Below are 21,095 nucleotides of genomic sequence, written 5' to 3' on the forward strand. Positions count from 1 at the left end.
CCATTTCCTTCATCCTTCGGAGAGCCGGTACGCCCGGCTCAGCTGATCGGGGTCGCGTTGCAGATCCGCGGCCGGGGCGCGCAGCGTGACATCACCCTGCGCGAGCACGGTGGCCGTCGTCGCGAGTTCGAGCGCCACCCGGGTGAACTGCTCGATCAGGAGCACTCCGACTCCGGATGCGACGATGGCCCGGACGGCGGGGATGAGGCGCTGCACGATGACCGGCGCCAGGCCGAGGGACATCTCGTCGATCACGACGAAGGACGGCTTCCCGACGAGGGCGGACGCGAGAGCGAGCATCTGCTGCTGCCCGCCGGACAGCTGACCGCCGAGGCGCCCGGGCATGCCCCGCAGCTCGGCGAAGAGGTCGAGGGCGGCCTCGACGGCGTCGGCACGCTCCTTCGCCGGGAGCGGCAGGGCGGCGATCTTCAGGTTGTCGGCGACCGAAATGTCGGCGAACACCCGATGTCCTTCCTGCACCGTCGCTACGCCCGAGCGACGGGTCCGGGTGGGATTGCCCGGTTTGAGTGTCACACCGTCGACGGCGACCGTTCCGGACATCTCTCGCACGAGCCCGGCGATCGCGAGCACGGTGGACGACTTTCCGGCACCGTTGGCGCCGAGCAGGGCCGTCACCTCGCCGCTTCGGACCGCGAGGTCCACCCCGTGCACGACCTCGCGGCCGCCACGGCGCACCCTGAGGTCGGTGATCGTCAATTCGCCCATCACTCCTCCACTCCCAGGTAGGCCCGTCTGACGGCAGCTGATCCGAGGACCTCCGCGGTCGGTCCGAAAGCGATCCGTTTGCCGAAGTCCAGCACCGCGACCGTGCCGCAGGCTGCCCGGACGAGGTCCATGTCATGGTCGACGAGCAGGACGAGTGCACCGAACCTGCCGGGGATGCCGGTGATGAGTTCGAGCAGCTGCGCCGACTCGGCGGGGTCGAGACCCGCCGCCGGTTCGTCCAGGAGCACGAGCCGTGGCGCGCCGATCACGCACCTCGCGACCTCGACGAGTCGACGCTCGAGCATGGTGAGGCGGCTGCCGGGGCGGTCGAGACCGGTCAGGCCGACATAGTCGAGGGCTGCCTGCACCTCCGTGGTGGAGGCACCGGTGTGGTCCGCTCCCAGGCGTGCGTTGTCCCACACCGAGAGGGTGCGGATGACCTGTTCCTGCTGGAACGTACGCCTCAGCCCCCAGGTGGCGCGCCGATGCGGCGCGATGGCGAGGAGCGCCTCGCCCGCCATGGTCACAGACCCCGCGACCGGCAGAGCGAACCCGCTGAGCACGTTGAACAGCGTGGTCTTCCCGGCGCCGTTGGGTCCGATGATCCCGCACACGCCGGGTTCGAACGTGAAGCTGACATCGTCGAGGGGCGTGACGCCGCCGAACCGGACGGTGACGTTCTCGATCGCGAGGCTCATCGGTCCGCCTTCTTCCGGGCGCGCACTCTCGTCCACAGCGCGGAGAGCTGACCGGCGATACCACCGGGCGCGGTCGTGATGGTCTGAACGAGACCGAGGCCGAGGATGACGAAGATGAGGTTGCCGTTGACCCCCCAGGCGTCGAGGAGCGGGGGGACGCCCTGGAAGAAGAACCCGGCGATCACCGCGCCACCGAGCGTGAAGGTGCCGCCGATCAGCACGGTCGCGAACAGCAGGATCGACTGCTGGGCCTTGAACGAGACCGGGTCGAGCAGTCCCGCGTTCGCGGCCAGCAGCGCCCCGGCGATGCCGGTGAGGGCGGAGACGACGGCGAGCGCGAGGAGCCGGTAGCGGGTGACGCCGACGCCGACCGAGATGGCACCGGCCTCCCCCTGACGGATCGCCGCCCACGACCGTCCGGGCTTGGAGGCGAGGAGCCAGCTCAGCAACAGGAACGCGACGAGCAGTACGACGACGACGTACCGGAAGTAGGCGGGGTCGTCGGGCGCGAGCGCGGGCCGCGGCATGGCGACCGGCAGGGTTCCGCCCTCGACGCGTCCGAGGAAGCCGGGGCCGCCGTTGGGGAACCCGCTCGCGCTGATCAGAACCTCGATCGCCCCCGCCACCATGAGGGTGACGATCGCGAGGCTGAGGCCGGACAGGCGCAGGGCGGGCAGGCTGACGATCGTCCCGATGACGCCGGTGACGATCGCGGCGAGGATCATGACGATCTCGAACGGCAGGTGCGTGGCGTGCCAGATCCGTAACGTGGCCCAGCCGCCGATCGCGACGAGCCCGACCTGCATGATCGAGACGAGTCCGACACGTCCATAGAGCACGGCCACGCCGGCGGCGGCGATCGCGTAGATCGCGCACACCGTGAGCACCCGGGTCCAGTACGCGCCCGCGACGAGCGGCACGACGGCGAGAGCGATGACGGCGACGACCACCCCGAGGCTGTTGTGACGCACGAATGCCGTCAACGCAGAGCGGTTCACGAGCGCACCACCGAGATCGAGATGAACCGCCGTCTGCGGGCGATGAGAATGACGATGGTGGCGATCACGAAAGGCACCGCCGTGCTGAAGGCGCTGGTGGCTGGGTTGGCGGAGACGAGCGACTGCACCAGCCCGATTCCGAGACCACCCAGCAGGGCGAGCCACAACGAGCGGAACCGGCCGACGACGACGGTGGCGAGGATGGGGATGATGAGGAAGGTGAGGAAGGCCGGTTCCAGCCGGGTCTGATCGGCGAGCAGGATGCCGGAGACCCCGGCGATGGCACCGGAGATCGTCCACGCCGTGAGCTCCACCGCCCGGACGTTGGTCCCGAGCACGGCCGCGAGTTCCCGGTCGCTGGCCAGGGCTCGCATGGATGCGCCGGCCGAGGTGTGGGCGAGAGCGAACCAGGTGCCCACGACCACCACCAGCGCGAGTGCGAGGCAGATGATCTGGGTGAGATTCACCCGCGCGCCAGGCAGGGAGAACGCCATCTTGCTCGTGGCGAGCCCGAGAGTGCGCGCCTTGTCGTTCCAGGCGAAGAGCATGATCCCGAGCAGCACCAGGGCGAGGCCCAGGGTCGCGGTGGCCTTGCGCAACTCGTCGATACGTGCGAGGTACGGGCCGGCGAGGACCCCGAACAGGAGGGCGACGACAGCCCCGGTCGCGATGCTGAGAGCGATCGCGACCGGGGGCTGCATGCGCGAGTCGATGAACTGCCATGCCATCATCGCCGAGAGTCCTCCGATCGCCCCGTGGGCGAAGTTCAGGACACCGGTCGTGCGGTACAGCACGAGCACTCCGACGCCGGACAGCGCGTAGACGGAGCCGATGACGAGGCCGGCGAGGATGAATGGCAGGACGTTCATCGATTAGCGCTCCAACAGGCCTTCGGACTGCTCCCGCTCGAGGATGCCGTCCATCGCGGGGTCGACGACCTCGGTGCAGCCTTCGACCTCGACCCACTCGCCGCCCTCCATCTTGGCGTTGCGGGTGGCGTGGTTGGCGTGGTGCTCGTCGGCCTCGCCGTAGTACCACGGGCTGCAGAGGAGACTCGACTCGTAGCCGCGGATCGCCAGGAGCGCCTCGGAGACCGTCTCCCGGTCGAGGGTCGCGGGGTCTTCGACGGCCAGTAGGGTGTCCGTGAAGATCTTCGCCGCAAGGAATCCGGCCTGGCTGAACGTGTCGCGCGGGGTATCGGCCGACGCGTACGCGTCCATCACGCCGTTCCAGAGGTCGCTGTCGTCACCGGTGGCGGTCACGAGCTGCAGCTCGGAGTTGACCAGGAAGCCGTCCCAGTAGTCGCTGAGCTCGCTGGCGAACTGCTTGTCGTAGCAGGACGCGGTGCAGGACCATGCGATGTCGCCGCGGGCGTCCTGCTGCTCGGCGGCGGCGAGGATAGATGCAGTGATGGGGGCCGGGTCCGCGACCACGAGGGCCGAGGCCCCGGAGGACTGGATCTGTCCCACGAGCGGCAGCCAGTTGCTCTCGGCGGGGTCGCTGAGGGTCTCGCCGACGAGGTCGATGCCTGCTTCGTCGGCGTAGTCGCGGATGCCCGCGGCGACCCAGTCGCCGTTGCCGCGCGTGTTCAGGCCGATCGAATAGAAGCCGCCGCCGAGGAGGTCTTCGCGTTCCATGTACTGCAGCAGCGCGAGCGCCGAGGTGCGAGGGCCGGCGTTGACCGGTGCGATGTTGGAGGACTCGAAGCAGGCTTGCGGGACGCCGACGCCGGTGATCGAGTAGAGACCGGCCTTGCTGTACTCGACGTTCGCGACGTCACAGCCCACGAAGGTCGCATCTCCGACCAGGGCGACGACGTCGGAGTCTCCGGCGAGTCCTGCCGCGAGCTGGGCGGTCTTCGTGGGGTCGAGTGCGTCATCCTCGAAGTCGTACTCGATCGGCCGGCCGTTGATGCCGCCGTTATCGTTCACGCAGTCGAAGAACGCCTTCGCCGACAGTGGCGACGAGGAGAAGTCGACGCCGCCGGAGGCTGTGGCGATCGCGCCGACCTTGATGGGGTCGCCGGTCGCGGCTTCGCCGGTGGCCATACCGCAGGCGAGATCGGTCGGGGTTCCACCGGGCGCGGCGGTGCCTCCGCCGGGGCTGTCGTCTGCCACACATCCGGCGAGCGACGCCGCCAGTGTGGCACCGATGAACAGGGCACCGAGGCCCTTCACAGTGCGATTCATGGCTGTACTCCTTCGTACGGGTGCTGCGGCACAGGGGTGTCACTCAGCCGCCATCCCAGACTCGTCCGCATCCGTCTGCGGGGATTGAACGAGCGTGAACGGGGGTTGCGCATGCGTGCACAGAGCCCGCCCGCCCGCAGCCGGAGCCCGCCCCGTCGGGTAGGTATCGGCAGGGCCGCGGTGTATACATGGGGTACTGTCACCGTCGACAGCAGGAGGTGAACGATGCGCCCGAGCGTTCCGACCGGGCCGGTCCCCACGCGCTCCGCGCAGATCCTGCGCCTGGGCGGCGTCAGCGATTTCCGCGAGGTGGTCAACCGGTCCTTCGTGCCGTTGACCGTGACCACGCGACGCCCGCATCATTTCCACGCCACCGTGCAGGGGCAGTCGCTGCAGGGCATCGGACTGACCGAGGTGGTCGCCGACCCGCATGTGGTGGAGCGCACCCGGCGGCTGTGCGAGGACGGCAGCACCCCGCCGAACTACAAGTTCAGCCTCATGCTCAGCGGCACGGGGTATCTCTGCCAGGACGGCCGTGACGTGGTGCTGAACCCGGGCGACCTCGCCATCTACGACACGACCCGGCCGTACACGCTCGCCTTCGACGACAGCTTCCGCACGATCGTGGCGATGTTCCCCAAGCGGATGGTCTCCCTCGACGAGGACAGCATCGGGCGGCTGACGGCCACGGCGCTCGGCCGGGACGACCCGATGGGCGAGATCGTGACCACGATGCTCCGGCAGGCCACCGGGCAGATGGGTCGGTTGGGGTCATCGGTCGCGGGGCGCCTGGCTCGGAACATGGTCGATCTGGTGTCCATCCTGCTGCGGGAGCAGCTCGAGACGGATGCGGAGCCGAGGCCGGTCCTGCTGGACAGGGTGCTGGACTACATCGACACCCACCTCGCCGATCCCGCTCTGTCCCCGCACAGCATCGCCGCCGACCACTACATCTCGGTGCGCTACCTGCACGCGCTGTTCCAGAACGAGGGCACGACCGTCTCGGCACGCATCCGCCAGCAACGACTGGAGCGGTGCAAGACCGATCTTGGCGATCCTCGACTGGCCGAGGAGACCCTCACCCGCATCGCGTCGCGCTGGAGCTTCTCCGACGCCGCCCACTTCTCCCGGCTGTTCAAGGCAGCCTACGGGCAGACCCCGAGCGCCTTCCGCGCGGACGCCCTGTCCTGACCCTGCGGCGTCCGGCCTGCCGACACCGGCGCACTGATCGGGAACGTCAATGTGTCACCCGCTCGCGCCGCACCGACGCCTGCACGCGTGTGCAAGCGCTGTTCCCTGACGCACAAGCGGCGCCATCCGGTCCCGCCTTGACTGGGTTGCACATCGACGGAGATGGAGCCCCGACATGACTGAATCGACCGTGCAGGTCGTGTTCCCCCGTGCGGGAGCGGTCGAGATCCGCGCTGTTCCGCGCCCGCAAGCGGGCGCCGGCGAACTCGTCGTCCGCGTCACCCGCGTGGGGATCTGCGCGACCGACCTCCATCTGCGCGACGGTCATATCGGAGACCCGTTCCCCCTCGTCCCGGGTCACGAGTTCATCGGGGTCGTCGACGAGGTCGGAAGCGACGACCACCGCGGACTCGTCCCCGGTGAGAACGTGGCGGTGGAGATGCTCGTGCCGTGTCAGCGGTGCGAACGGTGCCGGGAGGGGCGATACAACCTGTGCGCGCAGGACCTGGACACCCCCGGTCCCGGCCGCCAGCTCGGCGTCAACATCCCGGCGGACACGCTGCCGTACTCCGGCGGTTACGCGACGCACATGGTGGTCCCCTCGCAGGCGATCGTCCACCGCATCCCGGACTCCGTGGATCCGGATGCGGCCGTCCTCGTCGAGCCGCTCGCCGTCGCGTGCCATGCAGTGACGCGCGGTCGTGTGCGACTGGGCGACAGCGTCGTGATCATCGGCCCGGGGCCGGTGGGGTTGCTCTGCGCGGCTGCGGCGAGCGCGGCGGGTGCCGGCACGGTCATCGTGGTCGGGGGTCGCGCGGAGCGCAGGACCCTCGCTCGGGCGTTCGGTTCGACCGCGCAGGTCGCCGCACGCGGGGACGACCTCGTCACGGCGGTCCACGGCATCCTGCCGCGCGGAGCGGACGTCGTCATCGAGGCGGCCGGCTCGGTGGATGCGCAACGAGATGCACTGCGGATCGTGCGCAGGGGCGGGCGAGTCGTGCTCGCGGGGGCATGCGGGTCGGGGCCGACGTTGCAGATTCCCAGCGACGATCTGCTGCTCACCCGGGAGATCGACGTGCTGCCGAGCTTCCTCTCCTCCGGTGGGTTCGAGCCTGCGCTGGAGCTCTTGGCGTCGGGCAGGTTCCCGTTCTCCTCACTCGTGACCCATGTGTACCCGCTGACCGACGTGGAACAGGCCTTCGCCGACATCGAGAACCGCACGGAAGGCCTGATCAAGGCCGTGCTCGTCCCCTAGGAGAAACATGACGCACTCGCACACCATCGAGGTGGGCGGCCGCACCGACGCCGCCGACCGGTCGCAGTGGAAGACCTACGACGACTTCGCCGCCGGCATCGACACCTACCGGTTGCCCGCCGTCGACCTCACCGGCATCTCGGTGTCTTTCCGCTTCGACGGCGAGACCGCCCTCAACATCGTCTTCGACGACGATCAGAACGCCACCTGGTCCTCGGACGGGCTGCTGTCCGCATCCGGCGGGAATCGGGATCCGTACGACGCGGTCCAGGTCCGGCCGGACGTCACCTTCCTCAATCTGCCGCTCACCTCGCGCGGACGCGAGGCCATCACCGTCGTTTGGAACCGCGTCACCGGGCGCGCGCTGCTCACGCACTCCGCGATTGCACCGGAACCCACGCCCGGTGTGCCCCAGGTGGGGCAGACCTTCGCCGCGGGCATCGTCGAGGGAGTGAGCGTCACCGGAGCGAAACCCGGCACGAGCCGCGATCTCATCGGGATGCGGAACGTCTACCGGTACAGCCCGAACCATCTGTACGAGCACGTGTACCTGTCGTCGGAGCGGTACGCCTGGCAGTGCGTGCAGGGCGAGCAGCGCGGGCACGGCGACGTCGACATGTCGACGGTGTGGAAGTTCGAGCACGGGCTCTACCTGTTCTGCTTCCGCGAATTCGTGATCCCGGTGGCCAGCGTGTGGCTGCACGATCTCGGCTACGAGCTGCGCACCACCGGCGTGTTCCTGGGCATCAACGGCCAGGGCAACGCGCAGCACAGCCGGGCGGGCGGCCACATCTATCCGCTCGGCTCCGTCACGTACCCCGACATCGAACCCGTCTGAAGGACCGACATGACCACGAACGCAGACATCATCCGCGCCCACTACGCCGCCTCGGACGCGGGAGACCTCGAGGGGATGCTGGCGCCCCTCGCGCCCGACGTGCAGTGGCGAGAGGCCGACGGATTCCCGGCGGCGGGGCTCTACATCGGCCCCGAGGCGGTCAAACAGAATGTCTTCCTCCGTCTGGCCGGCGAGTACGACGACTACCGCCTCACCGTCGACGAGGTGCTCGACGCCGGGGATGCCGTCGTCGGCGTCGGCACCTACACCGGCACGTTCACGGCGACGGGGAAGGCGTTCCGGGCACGGGTCGCGCACCTCTGGCGGCTGCAGGACGGCGTCGTGACCCACTTCGAGCAGATCACCGACACACTGCCGGTGGATCAGGCGCGCCACTGACACTCGCGGCCGTCCGTTCGCTCGGGCGCTCATCCGTCGCCTTCGCGTTCACCCGTCACCCCCGCGTTCACCCGTCGCAAAGGGCCGATGCGGCGCTCCGCGATCCGACATGCGCGACGGGCGAACCCGGACACCCCTGCGTTCACCCGTCGCAAAGGGTCGGTGCGCCGGCGCCGGACCCGACATGTGCGACGGGCGAACCCGGACGGCTCCTGCGTTCATCCGTCGTGAGGGGCAGCGCGGCGGGTCACTCCACGCCGAACCGCACCCGCTCGAAGGGCCACGTCCCGCTCAGCCACCCCGGGACGAACGCGGCGAGCGCTGCCTCCACCGGGGTGCCGACGAGGGCGTCGACGAGGGCGTCGACGACCCACCACGACACCAGCGCGTCCGCATCCGGGGCGAAATCCGCGGCGGGCCAGCTCATGAGAGCACTCTGGCATGACGGCCGGATTGCGGGCAGGTCGACGCCGGCCAGTCCGCCCGCACACTCGGGCGCGCGACAGTAGCGCCGCCGAGCACCGGCCGCCACAACGTGAAGCTGCGTGACGACAGATAACCACGCGCGTCGCCGACCGGAGCGCGCCCGCGGCGACCGGTGCGAGCCTGCCAGGCAGACCAACACGCTTCTCGCGTGCCCCCGCATCCCATCGAAAGGTCAGTGTCGTGCCACTGCCCCGCTCCACCCGCACCCGCGGCCTCGCCCTCCTCTCGCTCGGCGCGGTCTCCCTCCTCGCCCTCACCGCCTGTGGCACGGCGGCGGCCGTCCAGCCGGCCGCGGATGCCGAACGCATCGACGGCGGAACCATCGTGTACGCGCACCAGCAGGAGCCGTCCTGCATCTTCGGCGGCTGGATCGAGCAGGCCTACATCTCCTATCAGGTGCTCGACAGCCTGTTCTCGCTGGATGACGACGGCCAACCGGTCGCCTGGCTCGGCGAGTCGTGGGAGGTGTCCGACGACGGGTTGACCTACACGATCACGCTGAAGGACGGCGTCTCGTTCACCGACGGGACCCCGGTCGATGCGGAAGCCGTCGCGTACAACTTCGACTACTGGGTCGCGGGCGGCAACAGCACCGCGGCCGTGTGGTTGGGGGGCTATTACGAGTCCGCAGAGGCCGTCGACGATCTCACCGTGGCGATCCACCTGAGCCGCCCCTACACCCGGTTCATCGAGAACCTCACACAGGGCTATTTCGGCATCCAGTCGCAGCAGGCGCTCGAGACGCGCACCGACGAAGAGAACTGCGAGGCCCCGATCGGATCGGGCGCGTTCACCGTCGCCGAGTGGAACCGGGGCCAGAACGTCGTTCTGGAGCGCAACGACGACTACACGTCGTGGCCCGCCAATGCGCAGCACACCGGCCCCGCCTACGTCGATAAGGTCGACTGGCGCTTTACCAGTGACCCGACGACGCGCGTCGCCGCACTGCAGTCCGGTGAGGCGAACGCGATCTACGACGTGCCTGCCACGTCGTGGCAGACGCTGGACGACGCCGGCTTCACCCTGGAGAAGTTCGTGACCCCGGGGCGGCCGCAGCAGATCTCGTTCAACACAGCGCAGGGCCCCTTCGTCGACGAGAACGTTCGCAAGGCGTTCGTCTCTTCCCTCGATCGGGAGAGCATCGTCGAGACCATCGGTCAGGGCGTGATCCCCTACGAAGGGAACGGCGGCGTCAGCCAGGCGACCCCGGGCTACAGCCAGGCAGCCGCGGACCTCTACACCTACGACCCGGATGAGGCGAACCGGCTGCTGGATGCGGCCGGCTGGACCCGCGACGACGACGGCTATCGGTCCAAGGACGGCGAGCTGCTGGAGGTGCTGCTCCCCTACGGTGCCGGTTCCATCATCAACGCCGACGGCGCCTCGATCCTGCAGGCGGTCCAGGAGCAGGCCAAGGCCGTGGGCTTCAAGGTCGATCTGCTCCCGCTCAGCCAGGCAGAGCTGTGGGGAGGCGACTACAGCACCCCCGATTCCTACGACCTGTCGGTGGGGTACTGGACGAGCGTCAACGCCGGCATCCTCTACATCAACTGGCGGCAGAGCACCGAGGAGCAGCCCAACTACTCCAACAGCGCGTTCTACAACGACTCCGTGCTGGAGCAGCTGATCCTCGACGCGAACTCCGAGCCGGATGCGGAGAAGCAGAACCAGCTGTACGGGCAGGCACAGGACTACATCGCCGAGCACGCCACATCCGTCGGGCTCTACGACCGGCTCAGCACCCTCGCGGTCAGCCCCTCCCTGAAGGGTGTCTGGCAGGAGCACGCACAGGGAGGACCGACCTTCTATGACGCTTACTTCGTCGAGTGAGGCCCCTGCGGCGCACGCAGGATCGGGCATCCCCGCCCGACTGCGCGCGCCGCGGGTCCGCCGCGTCCTCTCCCGGCTGGCAGGCTCCGTCGTGGTGCTGTGGGGTGCCGCCACGGCGGCATTCCTCGCCCAGCTGGCCCTGCCGGGAGACCGGGCAACCGCCATCCTGAACATCCGTACCGGGCAGGCGCAGCAGCGCACACCCGAGGAACTCGCCCCGATCATCGCGCAGTTCGGCCTGTCCGACCCCGTCATTGTGCAGTACCTGCGATACATCGGCGGGCTGCTGCGCGGCGACCTCGGAACGTCGTACCAGCAGTTCCGCCCCGTCTGGGACATCATCTCCGAGCAGCTCGGTGCGACGCTCGTCCTGACGGCGACCGGCATCGCGCTGGCCTGGCTGATCATGATCGTCTGGGTCACGGCCACCGCGGGCCGCAGCCGCCGGGTACGGAACTTCGGTGCCGGCGTGGACACCCTGGTCGCCGGCATCCCGCCCTATTGGCTCGGCATCCTGCTGCTGCTCGTCTTCGGACTCCAGCTGCGGTGGTTCCCGGTGATGGGCGGCACCGGGATCGCGGGACTCGTCCTCCCCGCCCTGACGCTTGCGATTCCCCTCGCCGGGTTCATGGGGCAGGCCACGCGCACGGAGTTCGAGCGTGCGTTGGATCAGCCGTTCGTGCTCAGTGCCCGGATGCGGGGCATGGGCGACCTCGAGATCCGGTTGCGCCATGTGCTCCGCCACGCCGCGATCCCCGCGGTGACCCTCACCGGCTGGGCGCTCGGCGCCACGATCTCCGGGGCAGTGATCGTGGAATCAATCTTCTCCCGCCCCGGCATCGGCGAGACCCTCGTCACCGCCGTCGGCACGCACGATCTCCCCGTCGTCACGGGGATCGTCGTGCTCGTCGCGCTGGTGTACGTCGTCGCCAACCTTCTCGTGGACATCGTCTACACCGTCATCGATCCGAGGATGGCCGCGTCATGACCGCACTCGACCCGTCACTCATCGCCGCCGAGCCCGACTCACCCCGTCGCCGCGTGCCCGAGATCGGGGTGATCCTGTCCGCACTCACCCTGGTGCTGTTCGCCCTCGCCGCCGTGGCACCCGGGGTCTTGGCGACGCACTCGCCCACGTCGCAGGATTTCGCGAATGCACTGCACGCGCCCAGCCTGCAGTTCTGGTTCGGCACCGACGAGGCCGGACGCGACCTGTACAGCCGGGTGGTCTACGGCACCCGCGAATCACTGGTGATCGGAGTCGGTGCGGCCGGCCTGGCGCTCGTCATCGCCGTCATCCTCGGCACCCTCGCCGCGCTCGCCGACCGGGTGACCGCGGCCGTCGTCAACCGGGTCATCGAGGTCACCTTCGCGTTCCCGATCCTGTTGTTCGCCCTGCTGATGGTGGCGATCCTCGGGCCCTCCGCCGGCACGGCCGTGCTCGCCGTCGGGCTGAGCACGGCGCCCGGCTACGCGCGGATGGTGCGCGGCCAGGTCCTCGCTGCGCGCAACGCGGGATACGTGGAGGCGGCGCGCGCCCTCGGTCACGGCCGGGTGCGCATCATTCGTCAGCACATCCTGCCCAACGCCATGCGCCCGCTCATCGCCCTGTTCACCATGTCGATCGGGCAGTCGATCGTCTGGGCCTCCGGACTCGCCTTCTTGGGCCTCGGCGTCGCACCGCCATCGTCCGAGTGGGGTGCGCTCCTCGACGCAGGCCGCGCATACGTGCTGCAGGCACCGTGGCTCACCATCATCCCCGGTCTGGTCATCCTGCTCCTCGCGCTCGCCGCGACGACCGTGGGGCGTGCCATCCAGATCCACCTCGAGAAGGAGGAGTGACATGACCATGCTGGACGAGAGTCTCATCGACACCACCCCGGCCGCACCGACGGGAACACCACGCCTGCGCGTCCGCGATCTGTCGGTCGGTTTCGAGGGCAGCGCGGGTGTCCGGTCGGTGGTGCGATCCGTCTCCTTCGATCTGCACGCGGGACGCTGCGTCGCGATCGTCGGTGAATCCGGGTCGGGCAAGAGCGTGACGGCGCGCACGCTCGTGGGTCTCACCGGCGTCGGCGGCGTGGTCACCGGGGGCGAGGTGGCCCTCGGCGAACGAGACCTGCGCAACCGCTCCTCGCGATCGTGGCGACGCATCCGCGGGCGCGAGATCGGCTTCATCCAGCAGGATGCGCTCGTCTCCCTCGACCCGCTGCGGCCGGTGGGGGCGGAGATCGAGGAAGCACTGCGCCTGCACGGGTGGCGCGACCGCCGCGCACGACGGGCAAAGGCCATCGACGTGCTGACCAGTGTCGGCGTCCCGGATGCCGAACGCCGCGCCCGCCAGCGCGCCGGCGCATTGTCCGGGGGCCTCCGCCAACGTGCGCTCATCGCCTCTGCCGTGGCACTCGACCCGGCGGTCATCATCGCGGACGAGCCCACGACCGCACTCGACGTCACGGTCCAGGCACAGGTGCTCTCGCTCCTCGCGGAGATGAAAGACCGCGGTGCATCGATCCTGCTGATCAGCCATGACCTGGCCGTCGTCGGAGAATTGGCCGACGAGATCCTTGTGATGAGCCGAGGCGAGGTCGTCGAGCAGGGACCGGCGGCGCGCGTTCTGCGAGATCCGCAGCATCCCTACACCCAGGCTCTGTTGGATGCCGTCCCGGGCGGGCACACCCGAGGCGAACGATTGGCGCCCGCGACCGCATCCGTGCCTGACCTGCACATCGCCGCGACCTCCCGCGCCGCACACGGCGACCTGAACGCCCCGGTCCTCGAGGCACGCGGCCTGGTGCGGCACTTCATCGGACGCGACGGGTCCCGGACGCGCGCGGTCGACGGCGTCTCCTTCACGCTGCAGCGGGGCGAGACGCTCGGCATCGTGGGTGAATCGGGCTCCGGGAAAAGCACGACGGCGCGGATCGCGCTCGCCCTCGAAGACGCCGACGAGGGGGAGGTGACGCTTCTCGGTCATCCCTGGAGTGCCGTCCCCGAATCACGCCGGCGACACCTGCGCGATCGCATCGCCGTGGTCTACCAGGACCCGCTGAGTTCCTTCGATCCGCGGTGGAGTGTGGAACGCATCCTGCTCGACGCCATTCCGTCCGGCGCCGGCGTGGATCAGGCGCAGCGGCGGGAGCGGGTCCAGGCGCTCCTGGGCCAGGTCGCCCTGGGGCCCGAGGTGCGGGGGCGCTCCCCCCTACGGTTGTCCGGCGGGCAGCGCCAGCGGGTCGCGATCGCCCGCGCCCTCGCCGCGTCGCCCGAGATCATCGTGCTCGACGAAGCGGTCTCGGCCCTCGATGTCTCCGTGCAGGCACAGATCCTCGATCTGCTCGTGCAGCTCCAGGACGACTACGGGCTGAGCTACCTATTCATCTCTCACGACCTCGGCGTCATCCACCACATGAGCGACCGCGTGCTGGTGATGACGAACGGCCGGGTCGTGGAATCCGGCACGTCCGACGAGATCTTCGCCCGTCCCCAGCATCCCTACACCCAGCAGCTCATCGGCTCGCTGCCCTCCCCCGATCTTCTGGAACGAAAGGCCTCCGCATGACCGACCCCGCCCGCCCCCTCCGCTTCAACGCGTTCGTCATGAACACGAACTCCCACATCCAGCACGGCCAGTGGCGACGCCCCGACGCCGGCCAGGTCGACTTCGAGAACGTCGACCTGTGGATCGATCTGGCGCGCACCCTGGAGGAGGCCAAGTTCGACGCCATGTTCTTCGCCGACGTCACCGGCCTCTACGGCGACGCGGACGCCGACTTCGAGGTCTACGCCCGCCATGGCCTGCAGATCCCGAGCAACGACCCGACGGTGCTTCTCGGGGCTCTCGCGGTGTCCACCACGAACCTCGGCCTCGCCCTCACCTCGAACGTCGCCCAGAACCACCCGTTCAACTTCGCCCGCCAGGTATCGACCCTCGACCACATCTCGCGGGGACGCGTGGCATGGAATATCGTCACCGGAACGCAGGACAACGGCGCCCGCAACTTCGGGCTGCCGCAGCTCACCGACCACACGGAGCGGTACCGCTGGGCCGAGGAGTACGTCGACGTCGTCTACAAGCTCTGGGAGGGCTCGTGGGATGACGGTGCGCTGGTCAAGGACCGGGAGCGGGGTATTTACGCCGATGCCTCGCGGATCCACAAGATCCACCACGAGGGTGAGCGGTATCGCGTCGAGGGACCGCATCTGCCGGCACCGTCCCCGCAGCGCACACCGCTCCTGTTCCAGGCAGGCTCCTCGGAGTCCGGGCGCCGGTTCGCCGCCCGGCACGCGGAGGCGACGTTCATCATCGCGCCCTCACCGGAGATCGCTCGCCGTCAGATCGAGCACACCCGACAGTTGGCGGTCGAAGCCGGACGCCGACCCGAGGACATCACGTTCTACCAGGGCCTGAGCTTCATCATCGGCGACACCGAGGAGGCCGCGCGGGAGAAGGAGGCGGAGTACGACCGTTTCGTGAGCAACGAGGGGTACCTCGCTCACTCCGCGCTCGTCGACAAGACCGGCCGCGTCTACGACCCGGCAACCCCGATCAAGGACATCGACACCAACACTGCCCGCGGATTCCTGGCCTGGGCATCGCAGGCCGTCCCCGACCGGGAGCCCGTCGTGGAGGATGTGGCGCTGCTCACCCGGAGCGCATCCCGGGTCGTCGGCACGCCCGAGCAGATCGCGGACGAGCTGGTGAAATGGCAGGCCGCGGGCGTCGACGGCATCAACGTCATCAACTGGGTATTGCCGGGGTCCTTCGAGGAGTTCGCCGAGAAGGTGCTGCCCGTCCTCCGGGCCCGCGGACTCGCGCAGGAGGAGTACGCTCCGGGCCCGCTGCGACAGAAGCTCTTCGGCTCGCCGCTGCTGAACGACCGCCATCCCGCGGCACGCTACCGGGGAGCCTTCTCCGCGCACGCTCGCACCTGGGACGAAGCCGCTGATCTGCGCTCGGGTGGACGTCTCCCCCAGCTGACCTGATAGCGGTGGGCGGGTGGGTGCATGATCGAACCCACCCACCCACACGTCCTGACTCGCCCACGCCGGTACTCCCCCGCCCCCGCACCCGTCCAGCCCTTTCTCTCCGGACCCGTCATGGCTCAGGGTGAAGCGTGGACTTCTCAACAGAGCTCGGTGATTGGGTCAGACAGCAGCGGTGGTACGCGGGGAAGAGTCACCAACCTCGGTTCCGGTTGCTCGACGTCCAACCGGCGACGGCGGCCACCCGATACCTCCTCATGGACGACGCGGGTTCGCTGCCGACCCTGTACAACGTGCCGTTGGCCCGGGTCGCAGCGCCGGGCCCTGATGACGCGGTCGTGCACCACGACGCCGACGGCTATCTCGTCGACGCGACACGGCATCAGGATTTCGCCGTCGCGCTGCTGGCGGAGATGGGCGTGGACGTCGGCCGGGTCACCGGGTGCCGCGTACTGAGCGCAGAGCAGTCCAATACCTCCATCGTCTTCGATGAGGACGGCACGCCCACGATCATCCTCAAGCTGTTCCGCACCCTGCACCACGGTGAGAACCCAGACGTCACGGTGCAGCGAGTGCTGAGCCGGGCGGGATCACCGTTCGTGCCGCGGTTCCTCGGCAGCCTGGATGCGGAGTGGCCCGACGTGGGGCGGGCATCCGGGGTGGCGCACGGCACGCTGTGCTTTGCGCAGGAATTCCTCCCGGGGGTCCGCGACGGATGGCAGATCGCCCTGGAGGCGGCGTCCGAGCACCGGGACTTCACCGAGGCGGCACGGGACCTCGGGCGTGCGGTCGCCGGGGTGCACGGAGCGCTCGGCGCGGCACTGGAGACGGTGGCAGCCGGTCGCGACCACGTCGCGGCGGCGGCAGCGTCGTGGCGGCGGCGGCTGGCGATCGCCGCGGCGGAGGTGCCCGCGGTGGCCGACCGCGCCGCGGCGATCGACGCCGTCTACCACGCTGCCCTCGAGCGTCCGTGGCCGCGACTGCAACGCATCCACGGCGACCTGCATCTCGGGCAGGTGCTCGCCGTGCCGCACGGCGGCTGGCGGATCGTCGATTTCGAGGGGGAGCCTCTGCGTCCGATGGAGGAGCGCGCGATCCCCGACCTCGCTCCCCGCGATGTCGCGGGGATGCTGCGATCCTTCGACTACGCCGGCGCCGTGGGCGGCGGACCGGATGCGGACGGCTGGGGTGGGGCGTGCCGTGAGGCGTTCCTGGACGCGTACGTTTCCTCGCCCGGCGCGGTCGAGATCGACCCGGTGCTGCTCCGCGCGCTCGTCCTCGACAAGGCCGTCTACGAGGCGACGTATGAGGCACGCAACCGGCCGGGGTGGCTCCCGGTACCGGTGGCGGCCATCGAAGGCGTCCTCACCGCGTAGCCGATGAGGGGCGGCCCGCGTCAGTCGTCCGTGGGCTCGGTGGGCTGGAGCACGAGGAACATCGCGCCGTAGGCCGGCAGGGAGACGGCGAAACTCTTGAGATCGTCGACGCGTCCGATCGTTTGACCCGATGCCGCATCCACCACGTCGTATCCGGGGATCAGATGTTCTGACCGCACGGTGCCCTCGGTCGGCTCGCCCGAGAAGTTCAGCACGGTCGCCTGGATGGGGGCGTCCGCGTTCGGGACACCCTCGTCGAGACGGTGCACCAGCACCAGCATCCCCGCATGTGCCACCTCGGGGATGTCAACCTGCGACGCCGTCGCGATGCCGTACTCACGCCGCAGATCGAGAATCCCTGCCAGACGTGAGGCGAACGACTCCGGGTCGTCGAGCTGCGCGGGTAGGGGGCCGTAGGGGGCTCGCCCCCGCGGCATCCCGGCAGCCGACCGCGTGGCATCCGGATCGATATCCAGCAGGTCGTGCGCACCGCGCTCGATCCACCGGGTGTCGCCGGACGCGATGAGGTCGGTGATGTCGGCGGCCGGGACGGTCAGCATCCCCACGAGGTCCCACCCGGAGAGCGCGAAGACGCCCGGCTGCCACGCGTTGTACGCGCACAGCAGGAGGTGCGCGTCGCGGATGGCGGGCACGTCGGCGTCCGTGATGTCATCGAGCCGGGTGATCCCCCGCGTCGCGGCGATGAGCGACGTCGAGGTGCAGGCGATGCCGTTCTGGGTGAAGACGCGGTTGTAGTCGGCGGTGCCGGTAAGACTCTCGGTGAGCTCGGCGCGGACGATCTCCGCGAGCTGACCGCCCGGAATCTCGTCGCCACGGAATCGGTAGAGATCGTCGCCGTGACGCGCAGCCCAGTGGACCAGCTCGTAGGTCAGCTCGTCATGGTTTTGCAGCCCGTGCACCAGCTGCACCGGCTGCACCCCGAGGTCGAGTGACGTGTTCAGGGCGAGTCGCAGGAACTCGGTCTGCCCCGTGGCGAGCGCGTGGTGATAACCCGGGCGCCCGATGAAGTCGTAGGAGAGATCGGCCCCGACGGCCCCGGTGTCGCGGATGTCCTCGATGGTGAGGTTGAGCTCCTGGAAGGTGAAGCCGCCGACCTTGCGGACCATCCCGGCGATGATGTGATTGGCCGCATGGGAGAGCGGATGCCCCTCCGACCAGGCCGGGAGGCCCTCGGCGCTCACCTCCACGCCGAGGAAGCCGTTCGCGTCCAGCCGCAGCGCGGTCGTGCCGAGCTCGCCGAGGGAGTGCAGGGCGTCGCCGATCACCAGCCGCATCCCGGCGAAGGTGGGGTCGAGCCAGTTGATGGACGGCTGGCCCTGCTTGAAATAGTGCAGGTAGACCCAGCGTCGGGTGATGCCGTCCGGCCCGATCGCGGGGGCGGTCGCGCTCCAGTTCGTCTCCTTCACCCCCGGGGTGTAGAAGATGACTCGCTGCAGGGCACCGATGATGTACCCGCGCTCCGCGAGCACGCGCTCGGTCGCCGGGTCGAGGTTGATACTGTCCACGCCGTCGGGCACGTCGGGGAGAAGGTCCCAGTCCTCCGGCGGGATCTCCACCATGTGGTAGATCCCGGGGTAGTCCTTGAAGCCCATCTCGGCAAGACGGAAGTCCGCCCCCTTGCCGGTGTGCCCCGGCACGATGTCATCGATGACACTCCCGCCGTGGGCATCCGCCGTGTCGCAGAGCGCGCGAAACTCCTCCTCGGTGCCGAACGCGGGGTCGATCTCGGTGCTGATGCGGTCGAAATGCCCGTCCACGCTCGGGGTCTGGAGCCATCCCGCGATCCCGCCGGCCCGCTTCACCGGACCGGTGTGGACCGCGGTGATGCCGACACGGTCGAACGCTCGCCACAGTTCTTCGTCGCCGAGCGCCGCCAGGAACGATTGCCCCGATCGGGTGATGAGGGAGATCGGATACGCGGTGAACCACACATCGCTCGTGGCGATGGCCCGTCGCGCGTCGGGGCGGGCGTAGGGGTTCCGCCACATCGCGGGCTGCCCGGCGAGCTGGCGGGCAAGGACGTCCGCATCCTTCAGCATCGACTGCCGCACCAGCCATTCCACGTACGACGGGTTGGTCCCGTTGGCCGTGCGAGGGTCGGTCTTGATCCGACGCACGCGCCCGCCGCGGAACTGGTCCCGTGGCCGGAGCCGCCGGGGCCGGGCCGGGTACCGGGCCTCGTCGTAACTGATCTCGACCGTCTCCTGGTCGCCCTCGTCCTCGAGCTCCGCCATCCCGGGCAGGTCGATGGGGCCGGTGTACAGGTCCTCGGGCCGGGTGTCGTCGCTCGCCATCCCTCCACGTTAGGGACTTCCGCCGCGCACCGGGAGGGACTGGCCTCCATCTCCCGCAGGCACTATGCACGTAGCGCCTTCACCCGTCGCAGATCGCGGATGCGGGGTCACTTCGCCCGTCCTTCGCGACGGATGAGCGGGTTCGATGCCCGTTCGCCCGTCGCAGATCGCGGATACGGCGACCGCTCACCCTTCATGTGCGACGGATGAGCGGGTTCGATCGACCCGGGGCATCGGAGACCCGGGGGTCAGCCGGCGAGGTCCGAGAGCAGGTCGGCGAAGTGGTCGAGGTCTTGGGCGGACCAGTTCCGTAGCCGCTCCCCGATCCGCTCCTCGTATCGCGACCGGGCGAGGGCGACCCGCGCCTGAGCGAGATCGGTGGCGACCAGGACGCGGGCGTGGCGGTCGTCCGGATCCCGGACACTCTCGACGAGCCCCCACCGCTCGAGCTGACGCACGTGGCGACTCACGGCCGACTTGTCCGTCCGAAGCCGTTCGATGATCTCCCCGGCGGAGGTCGCCTTACCCGAGGCGATGGAGGTGAGCACCTGATACCCGAGCGGTTGCAGTTCCGGGTGGACAGTGGCCGCGGCTTCGCGGAGGCCCACGCGGATCCGCGCGATCAGCCGGCCCAGCTCGTGTTCGACCCTGGTGACGGCCGCGTCCTGCTGCGCGTCGAGGCCGCCGTGCACCTCGCCGCCGGCCGCGCCCGGATCGGCGCCGTGGGAGGAGGTCATGGCCGCCAGTGTACGGCGAAGCCCCGCTGACACAGGAGACAGCGGGGCTTCGATCACACCTCAGACAGGAGTTTGAAGACCTTCGAGGCGGCGCGGATCTCCGCCAGACTCAGCTCTCCGATCCCCTCACGCATCCGGGCGGCGTACTCATGCCGCAGCGTCCGGAGAGCCACAGATGCGGCCGGGGTCGCGCTGAGTACGCGCAGCCGTCCGTCGCGTTCATCCGCACGCGAGCGGAGCAGGTTCAGTTCCTCGAGCATCCGCACCTGGCGACTGACGACGGACTTGTCCATCTCGAAGCGCTCGGCCAGCTGATGGGCGTTGGCGGTACCCGCCTTGTCGATGAACGTCAGCAGCTTGTACCCCGCGACCTGCAGCTCGGGATGCAGCGCGGCCGCCGACTCGCGCCACAGCGAACGCACCCGGGCGAACACCAGGTTGAGGTCACCCTGTAAGTCGGCGAGCGCGTCCTCGACCTCCGGTGTGGCGTCCACGTCGATGGCGATCATCTCAGCGCTCGCGCGCCTGTTCCTCGCGCTCGAGCACCTGCACCGATCCGGTCGCGGTCGTAGCCGCGTCCGATCCGCCCGGGATGCGGACGGTGCCGGTGGACGATGCGCCGATCTCGGCCTCCGAGACCTCGATCATCGACTCCTCCGCCTGCTCGCGCAGCTGCTCCGCGGCGGTCTTTGTCGAGAGCGGCTTGTTCTTGATGAAGGCGATGGCAACGATGCTGATCACCGCGAGCGGAATCGCGATGATGAACGCGTCGGCGATGCCGTGGCCGTAGGCGCCCTCGACGATCGCTCGGAGGCTGTCAGGCAGGGCCGCGACCTTCGGCACGTCGCCCGAACCGAGCTTCTGCAGTGCCGCGAGCTCCGCATCCGTGGTCGGCGTGAAACCGCCCAGGCCGTCGGCGATGTAGCTGCCCACGCTCGTCGAGAGGAGGGAGCCCATGATCGTGACGCCGATGGTGCCCGCGATCGTGCGGAAGAAGTTCACGTTGGACGAGGCGGCACCGAGCTGCTGCGGCGGGGTGTCGTTCTGCACGATGAGGGTCAGGTTCTGCATGAC

General features: G+C 69.3%; 19 protein-coding genes and 1 pseudogene. 10 read left to right on the forward strand and 10 right to left on the reverse strand.

Annotation, left to right across the window (positions count from 1 at the left end):
* Positions 1–9: 9 nt before the first annotated feature.
* From NT132_RS03620 to NT132_RS03640, 5 genes are read right to left on the reverse strand one after another with little or no spacing between them, the layout of a single operon-like run.
* Positions 10–726, reverse strand: a complete 717-nt coding sequence (locus NT132_RS03620; RefSeq protein WP_297784905.1) for an ATP-binding cassette domain-containing protein — start codon at positions 724–726, stop codon at positions 10–12.
* Positions 726–1,424 carry an ATP-binding cassette domain-containing protein gene (locus NT132_RS03625; protein ID WP_297784908.1) on the reverse strand — a complete coding sequence of 233 codons (699 nt, stop codon included), beginning with the start codon at positions 1,422–1,424 and terminating at the stop codon, positions 726–728. Before NT132_RS03625 ends, NT132_RS03620 begins: the two co-directional genes overlap by 1 nt.
* On the reverse strand, positions 1,421–2,422 hold the full coding sequence (locus NT132_RS03630) for a branched-chain amino acid ABC transporter permease (protein ID WP_297784911.1): 1,002 nt from the start codon (positions 2,420–2,422) through the stop codon (positions 1,421–1,423). Before NT132_RS03630 ends, NT132_RS03625 begins: the two co-directional genes overlap by 4 nt.
* Positions 2,419–3,291 (reverse strand): branched-chain amino acid ABC transporter permease, encoded by an 873-nt coding sequence (locus tag NT132_RS03635; RefSeq protein ID WP_297784914.1) that lies wholly within the window; start codon positions 3,289–3,291, stop codon positions 2,419–2,421. Before NT132_RS03635 ends, NT132_RS03630 begins: the two co-directional genes overlap by 4 nt.
* A 3-nt stretch (positions 3,292–3,294) precedes the next feature.
* Positions 3,295–4,611, reverse strand: coding sequence for an ABC transporter substrate-binding protein (locus NT132_RS03640; protein ID WP_297784916.1), 1,317 nt, complete (start codon positions 4,609–4,611; stop codon positions 3,295–3,297).
* A gap of 225 nt (positions 4,612–4,836) precedes the next feature.
* On the opposite strand from NT132_RS03640, the gene NT132_RS03645 reads away from it, so the two are divergent.
* From NT132_RS03645 to NT132_RS03660, 4 genes are all read left to right on the forward strand, one after another.
* Positions 4,837–5,802: a helix-turn-helix domain-containing protein gene (locus NT132_RS03645; protein WP_297784919.1), complete on the forward strand. Its 966-nt coding sequence runs from the start codon at positions 4,837–4,839 to the stop codon at positions 5,800–5,802.
* Between the two features lie 175 nt (positions 5,803–5,977).
* Positions 5,978–7,057 (forward strand): alcohol dehydrogenase catalytic domain-containing protein, encoded by a 1,080-nt coding sequence (locus NT132_RS03650; RefSeq protein WP_297784922.1) that lies wholly within the window; start codon positions 5,978–5,980, stop codon positions 7,055–7,057.
* A gap of 7 nt (positions 7,058–7,064) precedes the next feature.
* On the forward strand, positions 7,065–7,895 hold the full coding sequence (locus tag NT132_RS03655; RefSeq protein WP_297784925.1) for a MoaF C-terminal domain-containing protein: 831 nt from the start codon (positions 7,065–7,067) through the stop codon (positions 7,893–7,895).
* Between the two features lie 9 nt (positions 7,896–7,904).
* On the forward strand, positions 7,905–8,294 hold the full coding sequence (locus NT132_RS03660) for a nuclear transport factor 2 family protein (RefSeq protein ID WP_297784928.1): 390 nt from the start codon (positions 7,905–7,907) through the stop codon (positions 8,292–8,294).
* A 247-nt stretch (positions 8,295–8,541) separates the two neighbouring features.
* Here NT132_RS03660 and NT132_RS03665 read toward each other — a convergent pair whose 3' ends face one another.
* Entirely contained in the window at positions 8,542–8,721 is a 180-nt protein-coding gene (locus tag NT132_RS03665; protein ID WP_297784931.1) for a hypothetical protein, read from the reverse strand.
* 239 nt (positions 8,722–8,960) lie between these two features.
* Here NT132_RS03665 and NT132_RS03670 point away from each other — a divergent pair, with 239 nt between their 5' ends.
* The 6 genes from NT132_RS03670 to NT132_RS03695 all read left to right on the forward strand — a co-directional run bounded on the left by NT132_RS03670 (position 8,961) and on the right by NT132_RS03695 (position 16,969).
* Positions 8,961–10,610 carry an ABC transporter substrate-binding protein gene (locus NT132_RS03670; protein WP_297784934.1) on the forward strand — a complete coding sequence of 550 codons (1,650 nt, stop codon included), beginning with the start codon at positions 8,961–8,963 and terminating at the stop codon, positions 10,608–10,610.
* The gene (locus NT132_RS03675) at positions 10,588–11,598 is read left to right on the forward strand and encodes an ABC transporter permease (protein WP_297784937.1); all 1,011 of its coding nucleotides are present in this window, start codon (positions 10,588–10,590) and stop codon (positions 11,596–11,598) included. The genes NT132_RS03670 and NT132_RS03675 overlap by 23 nt, the downstream gene beginning before the upstream one ends.
* Positions 11,595–12,452 (forward strand): ABC transporter permease, encoded by an 858-nt coding sequence (locus NT132_RS03680; protein ID WP_297784940.1) that lies wholly within the window; start codon positions 11,595–11,597, stop codon positions 12,450–12,452. The genes NT132_RS03675 and NT132_RS03680 overlap by 4 nt, the downstream gene beginning before the upstream one ends.
* A 1-nt stretch (position 12,453) precedes the next feature.
* Positions 12,454–14,169, forward strand: a complete 1,716-nt coding sequence (locus tag NT132_RS03685; protein ID WP_366940349.1) for an ABC transporter ATP-binding protein — start codon at positions 12,454–12,456, stop codon at positions 14,167–14,169.
* The gene (locus NT132_RS03690) at positions 14,166–15,593 is read left to right on the forward strand and encodes an NtaA/DmoA family FMN-dependent monooxygenase (protein WP_297784944.1); all 1,428 of its coding nucleotides are present in this window, start codon (positions 14,166–14,168) and stop codon (positions 15,591–15,593) included. The genes NT132_RS03685 and NT132_RS03690 overlap by 4 nt, the downstream gene beginning before the upstream one ends.
* Positions 15,594–15,724: 131 nt before the next feature.
* Entirely contained in the window at positions 15,725–16,969 is a 1,245-nt protein-coding gene (locus NT132_RS03695) for a phosphotransferase (RefSeq protein WP_297784947.1), read from the forward strand.
* Between the two features lie 20 nt (positions 16,970–16,989).
* On the opposite strand, the gene treS is transcribed toward NT132_RS03695, so the two are convergent.
* From treS to NT132_RS03715, 4 genes and pseudogenes are all read right to left on the reverse strand, one after another.
* The gene (treS, locus tag NT132_RS03700) at positions 16,990–19,284 is read right to left on the reverse strand and encodes a maltose alpha-D-glucosyltransferase (RefSeq protein WP_297784950.1); all 2,295 of its coding nucleotides are present in this window, start codon (positions 19,282–19,284) and stop codon (positions 16,990–16,992) included.
* Positions 19,285–19,532: 248 nt separating this feature from the next.
* A complete protein-coding gene (locus NT132_RS03705; RefSeq protein WP_297784953.1) occupies positions 19,533–20,021 on the reverse strand; it encodes a MarR family transcriptional regulator in 489 nt (162 codons plus the stop codon).
* A gap of 53 nt (positions 20,022–20,074) precedes the next feature.
* Positions 20,075–20,530 (reverse strand): MarR family transcriptional regulator, encoded by a 456-nt coding sequence (locus NT132_RS03710; protein WP_297784957.1) that lies wholly within the window; start codon positions 20,528–20,530, stop codon positions 20,075–20,077.
* 1 nt (position 20,531) lies between these two features.
* A pseudogene (locus NT132_RS03715) lies at positions 20,532–21,095 on the reverse strand (MFS transporter); the annotation flags it as partial.

It is taken from the genome of Microbacterium sp., assembly GCF_026393345.1.
Classification (GTDB): domain Bacteria; phylum Actinomycetota; class Actinomycetes; order Actinomycetales; family Microbacteriaceae; genus Microbacterium.

Excerpts from the sequence above, each read along its gene's own strand:
- NT132_RS03620 (WP_297784905.1), bottom strand. The coding sequence starts at position 726 with ATGGGCGAATTGACGATCACCGACCTCAGGGTGCGCCGTGGCGGCCGC.
- NT132_RS03625 (WP_297784908.1), bottom strand. The coding sequence starts at position 1,424 with ATGAGCCTCGCGATCGAGAACGTCACCGTCCGGTTCGGCGGCGTCACG.
- NT132_RS03635 (WP_297784914.1), bottom strand. The coding sequence starts at position 3,291 with ATGAACGTCCTGCCATTCATCCTCGCCGGCCTCGTCATCGGCTCCGTC.
- NT132_RS03640 (WP_297784916.1), bottom strand. The coding sequence starts at position 4,611 with ATGAATCGCACTGTGAAGGGCCTCGGTGCCCTGTTCATCGGTGCCACA.
- NT132_RS03645 (WP_297784919.1), top strand. The coding sequence starts at position 4,837 with ATGCGCCCGAGCGTTCCGACCGGGCCGGTCCCCACGCGCTCCGCGCAG.
- NT132_RS03650 (WP_297784922.1), top strand. The coding sequence starts at position 5,978 with ATGACTGAATCGACCGTGCAGGTCGTGTTCCCCCGTGCGGGAGCGGTC.
- NT132_RS03655 (WP_297784925.1), top strand. The coding sequence starts at position 7,065 with ATGACGCACTCGCACACCATCGAGGTGGGCGGCCGCACCGACGCCGCC.
- NT132_RS03660 (WP_297784928.1), top strand. The coding sequence starts at position 7,905 with ATGACCACGAACGCAGACATCATCCGCGCCCACTACGCCGCCTCGGAC.
- NT132_RS03665 (WP_297784931.1), bottom strand. The coding sequence starts at position 8,721 with ATGAGCTGGCCCGCCGCGGATTTCGCCCCGGATGCGGACGCGCTGGTG.
- NT132_RS03675 (WP_297784937.1), top strand. The coding sequence starts at position 10,588 with ATGACGCTTACTTCGTCGAGTGAGGCCCCTGCGGCGCACGCAGGATCG.
- NT132_RS03680 (WP_297784940.1), top strand. The coding sequence starts at position 11,595 with ATGACCGCACTCGACCCGTCACTCATCGCCGCCGAGCCCGACTCACCC.
- NT132_RS03685 (WP_366940349.1), top strand. The coding sequence starts at position 12,454 with ATGACCATGCTGGACGAGAGTCTCATCGACACCACCCCGGCCGCACCG.
- NT132_RS03690 (WP_297784944.1), top strand. The coding sequence starts at position 14,166 with ATGACCGACCCCGCCCGCCCCCTCCGCTTCAACGCGTTCGTCATGAAC.
- treS (WP_297784950.1), bottom strand. The coding sequence starts at position 19,284 with ATGGCGAGCGACGACACCCGGCCCGAGGACCTGTACACCGGCCCCATC.
- NT132_RS03705 (WP_297784953.1), bottom strand. The coding sequence starts at position 20,021 with ATGACCTCCTCCCACGGCGCCGATCCGGGCGCGGCCGGCGGCGAGGTG.
- NT132_RS03710 (WP_297784957.1), bottom strand. The coding sequence starts at position 20,530 with ATGATCGCCATCGACGTGGACGCCACACCGGAGGTCGAGGACGCGCTC.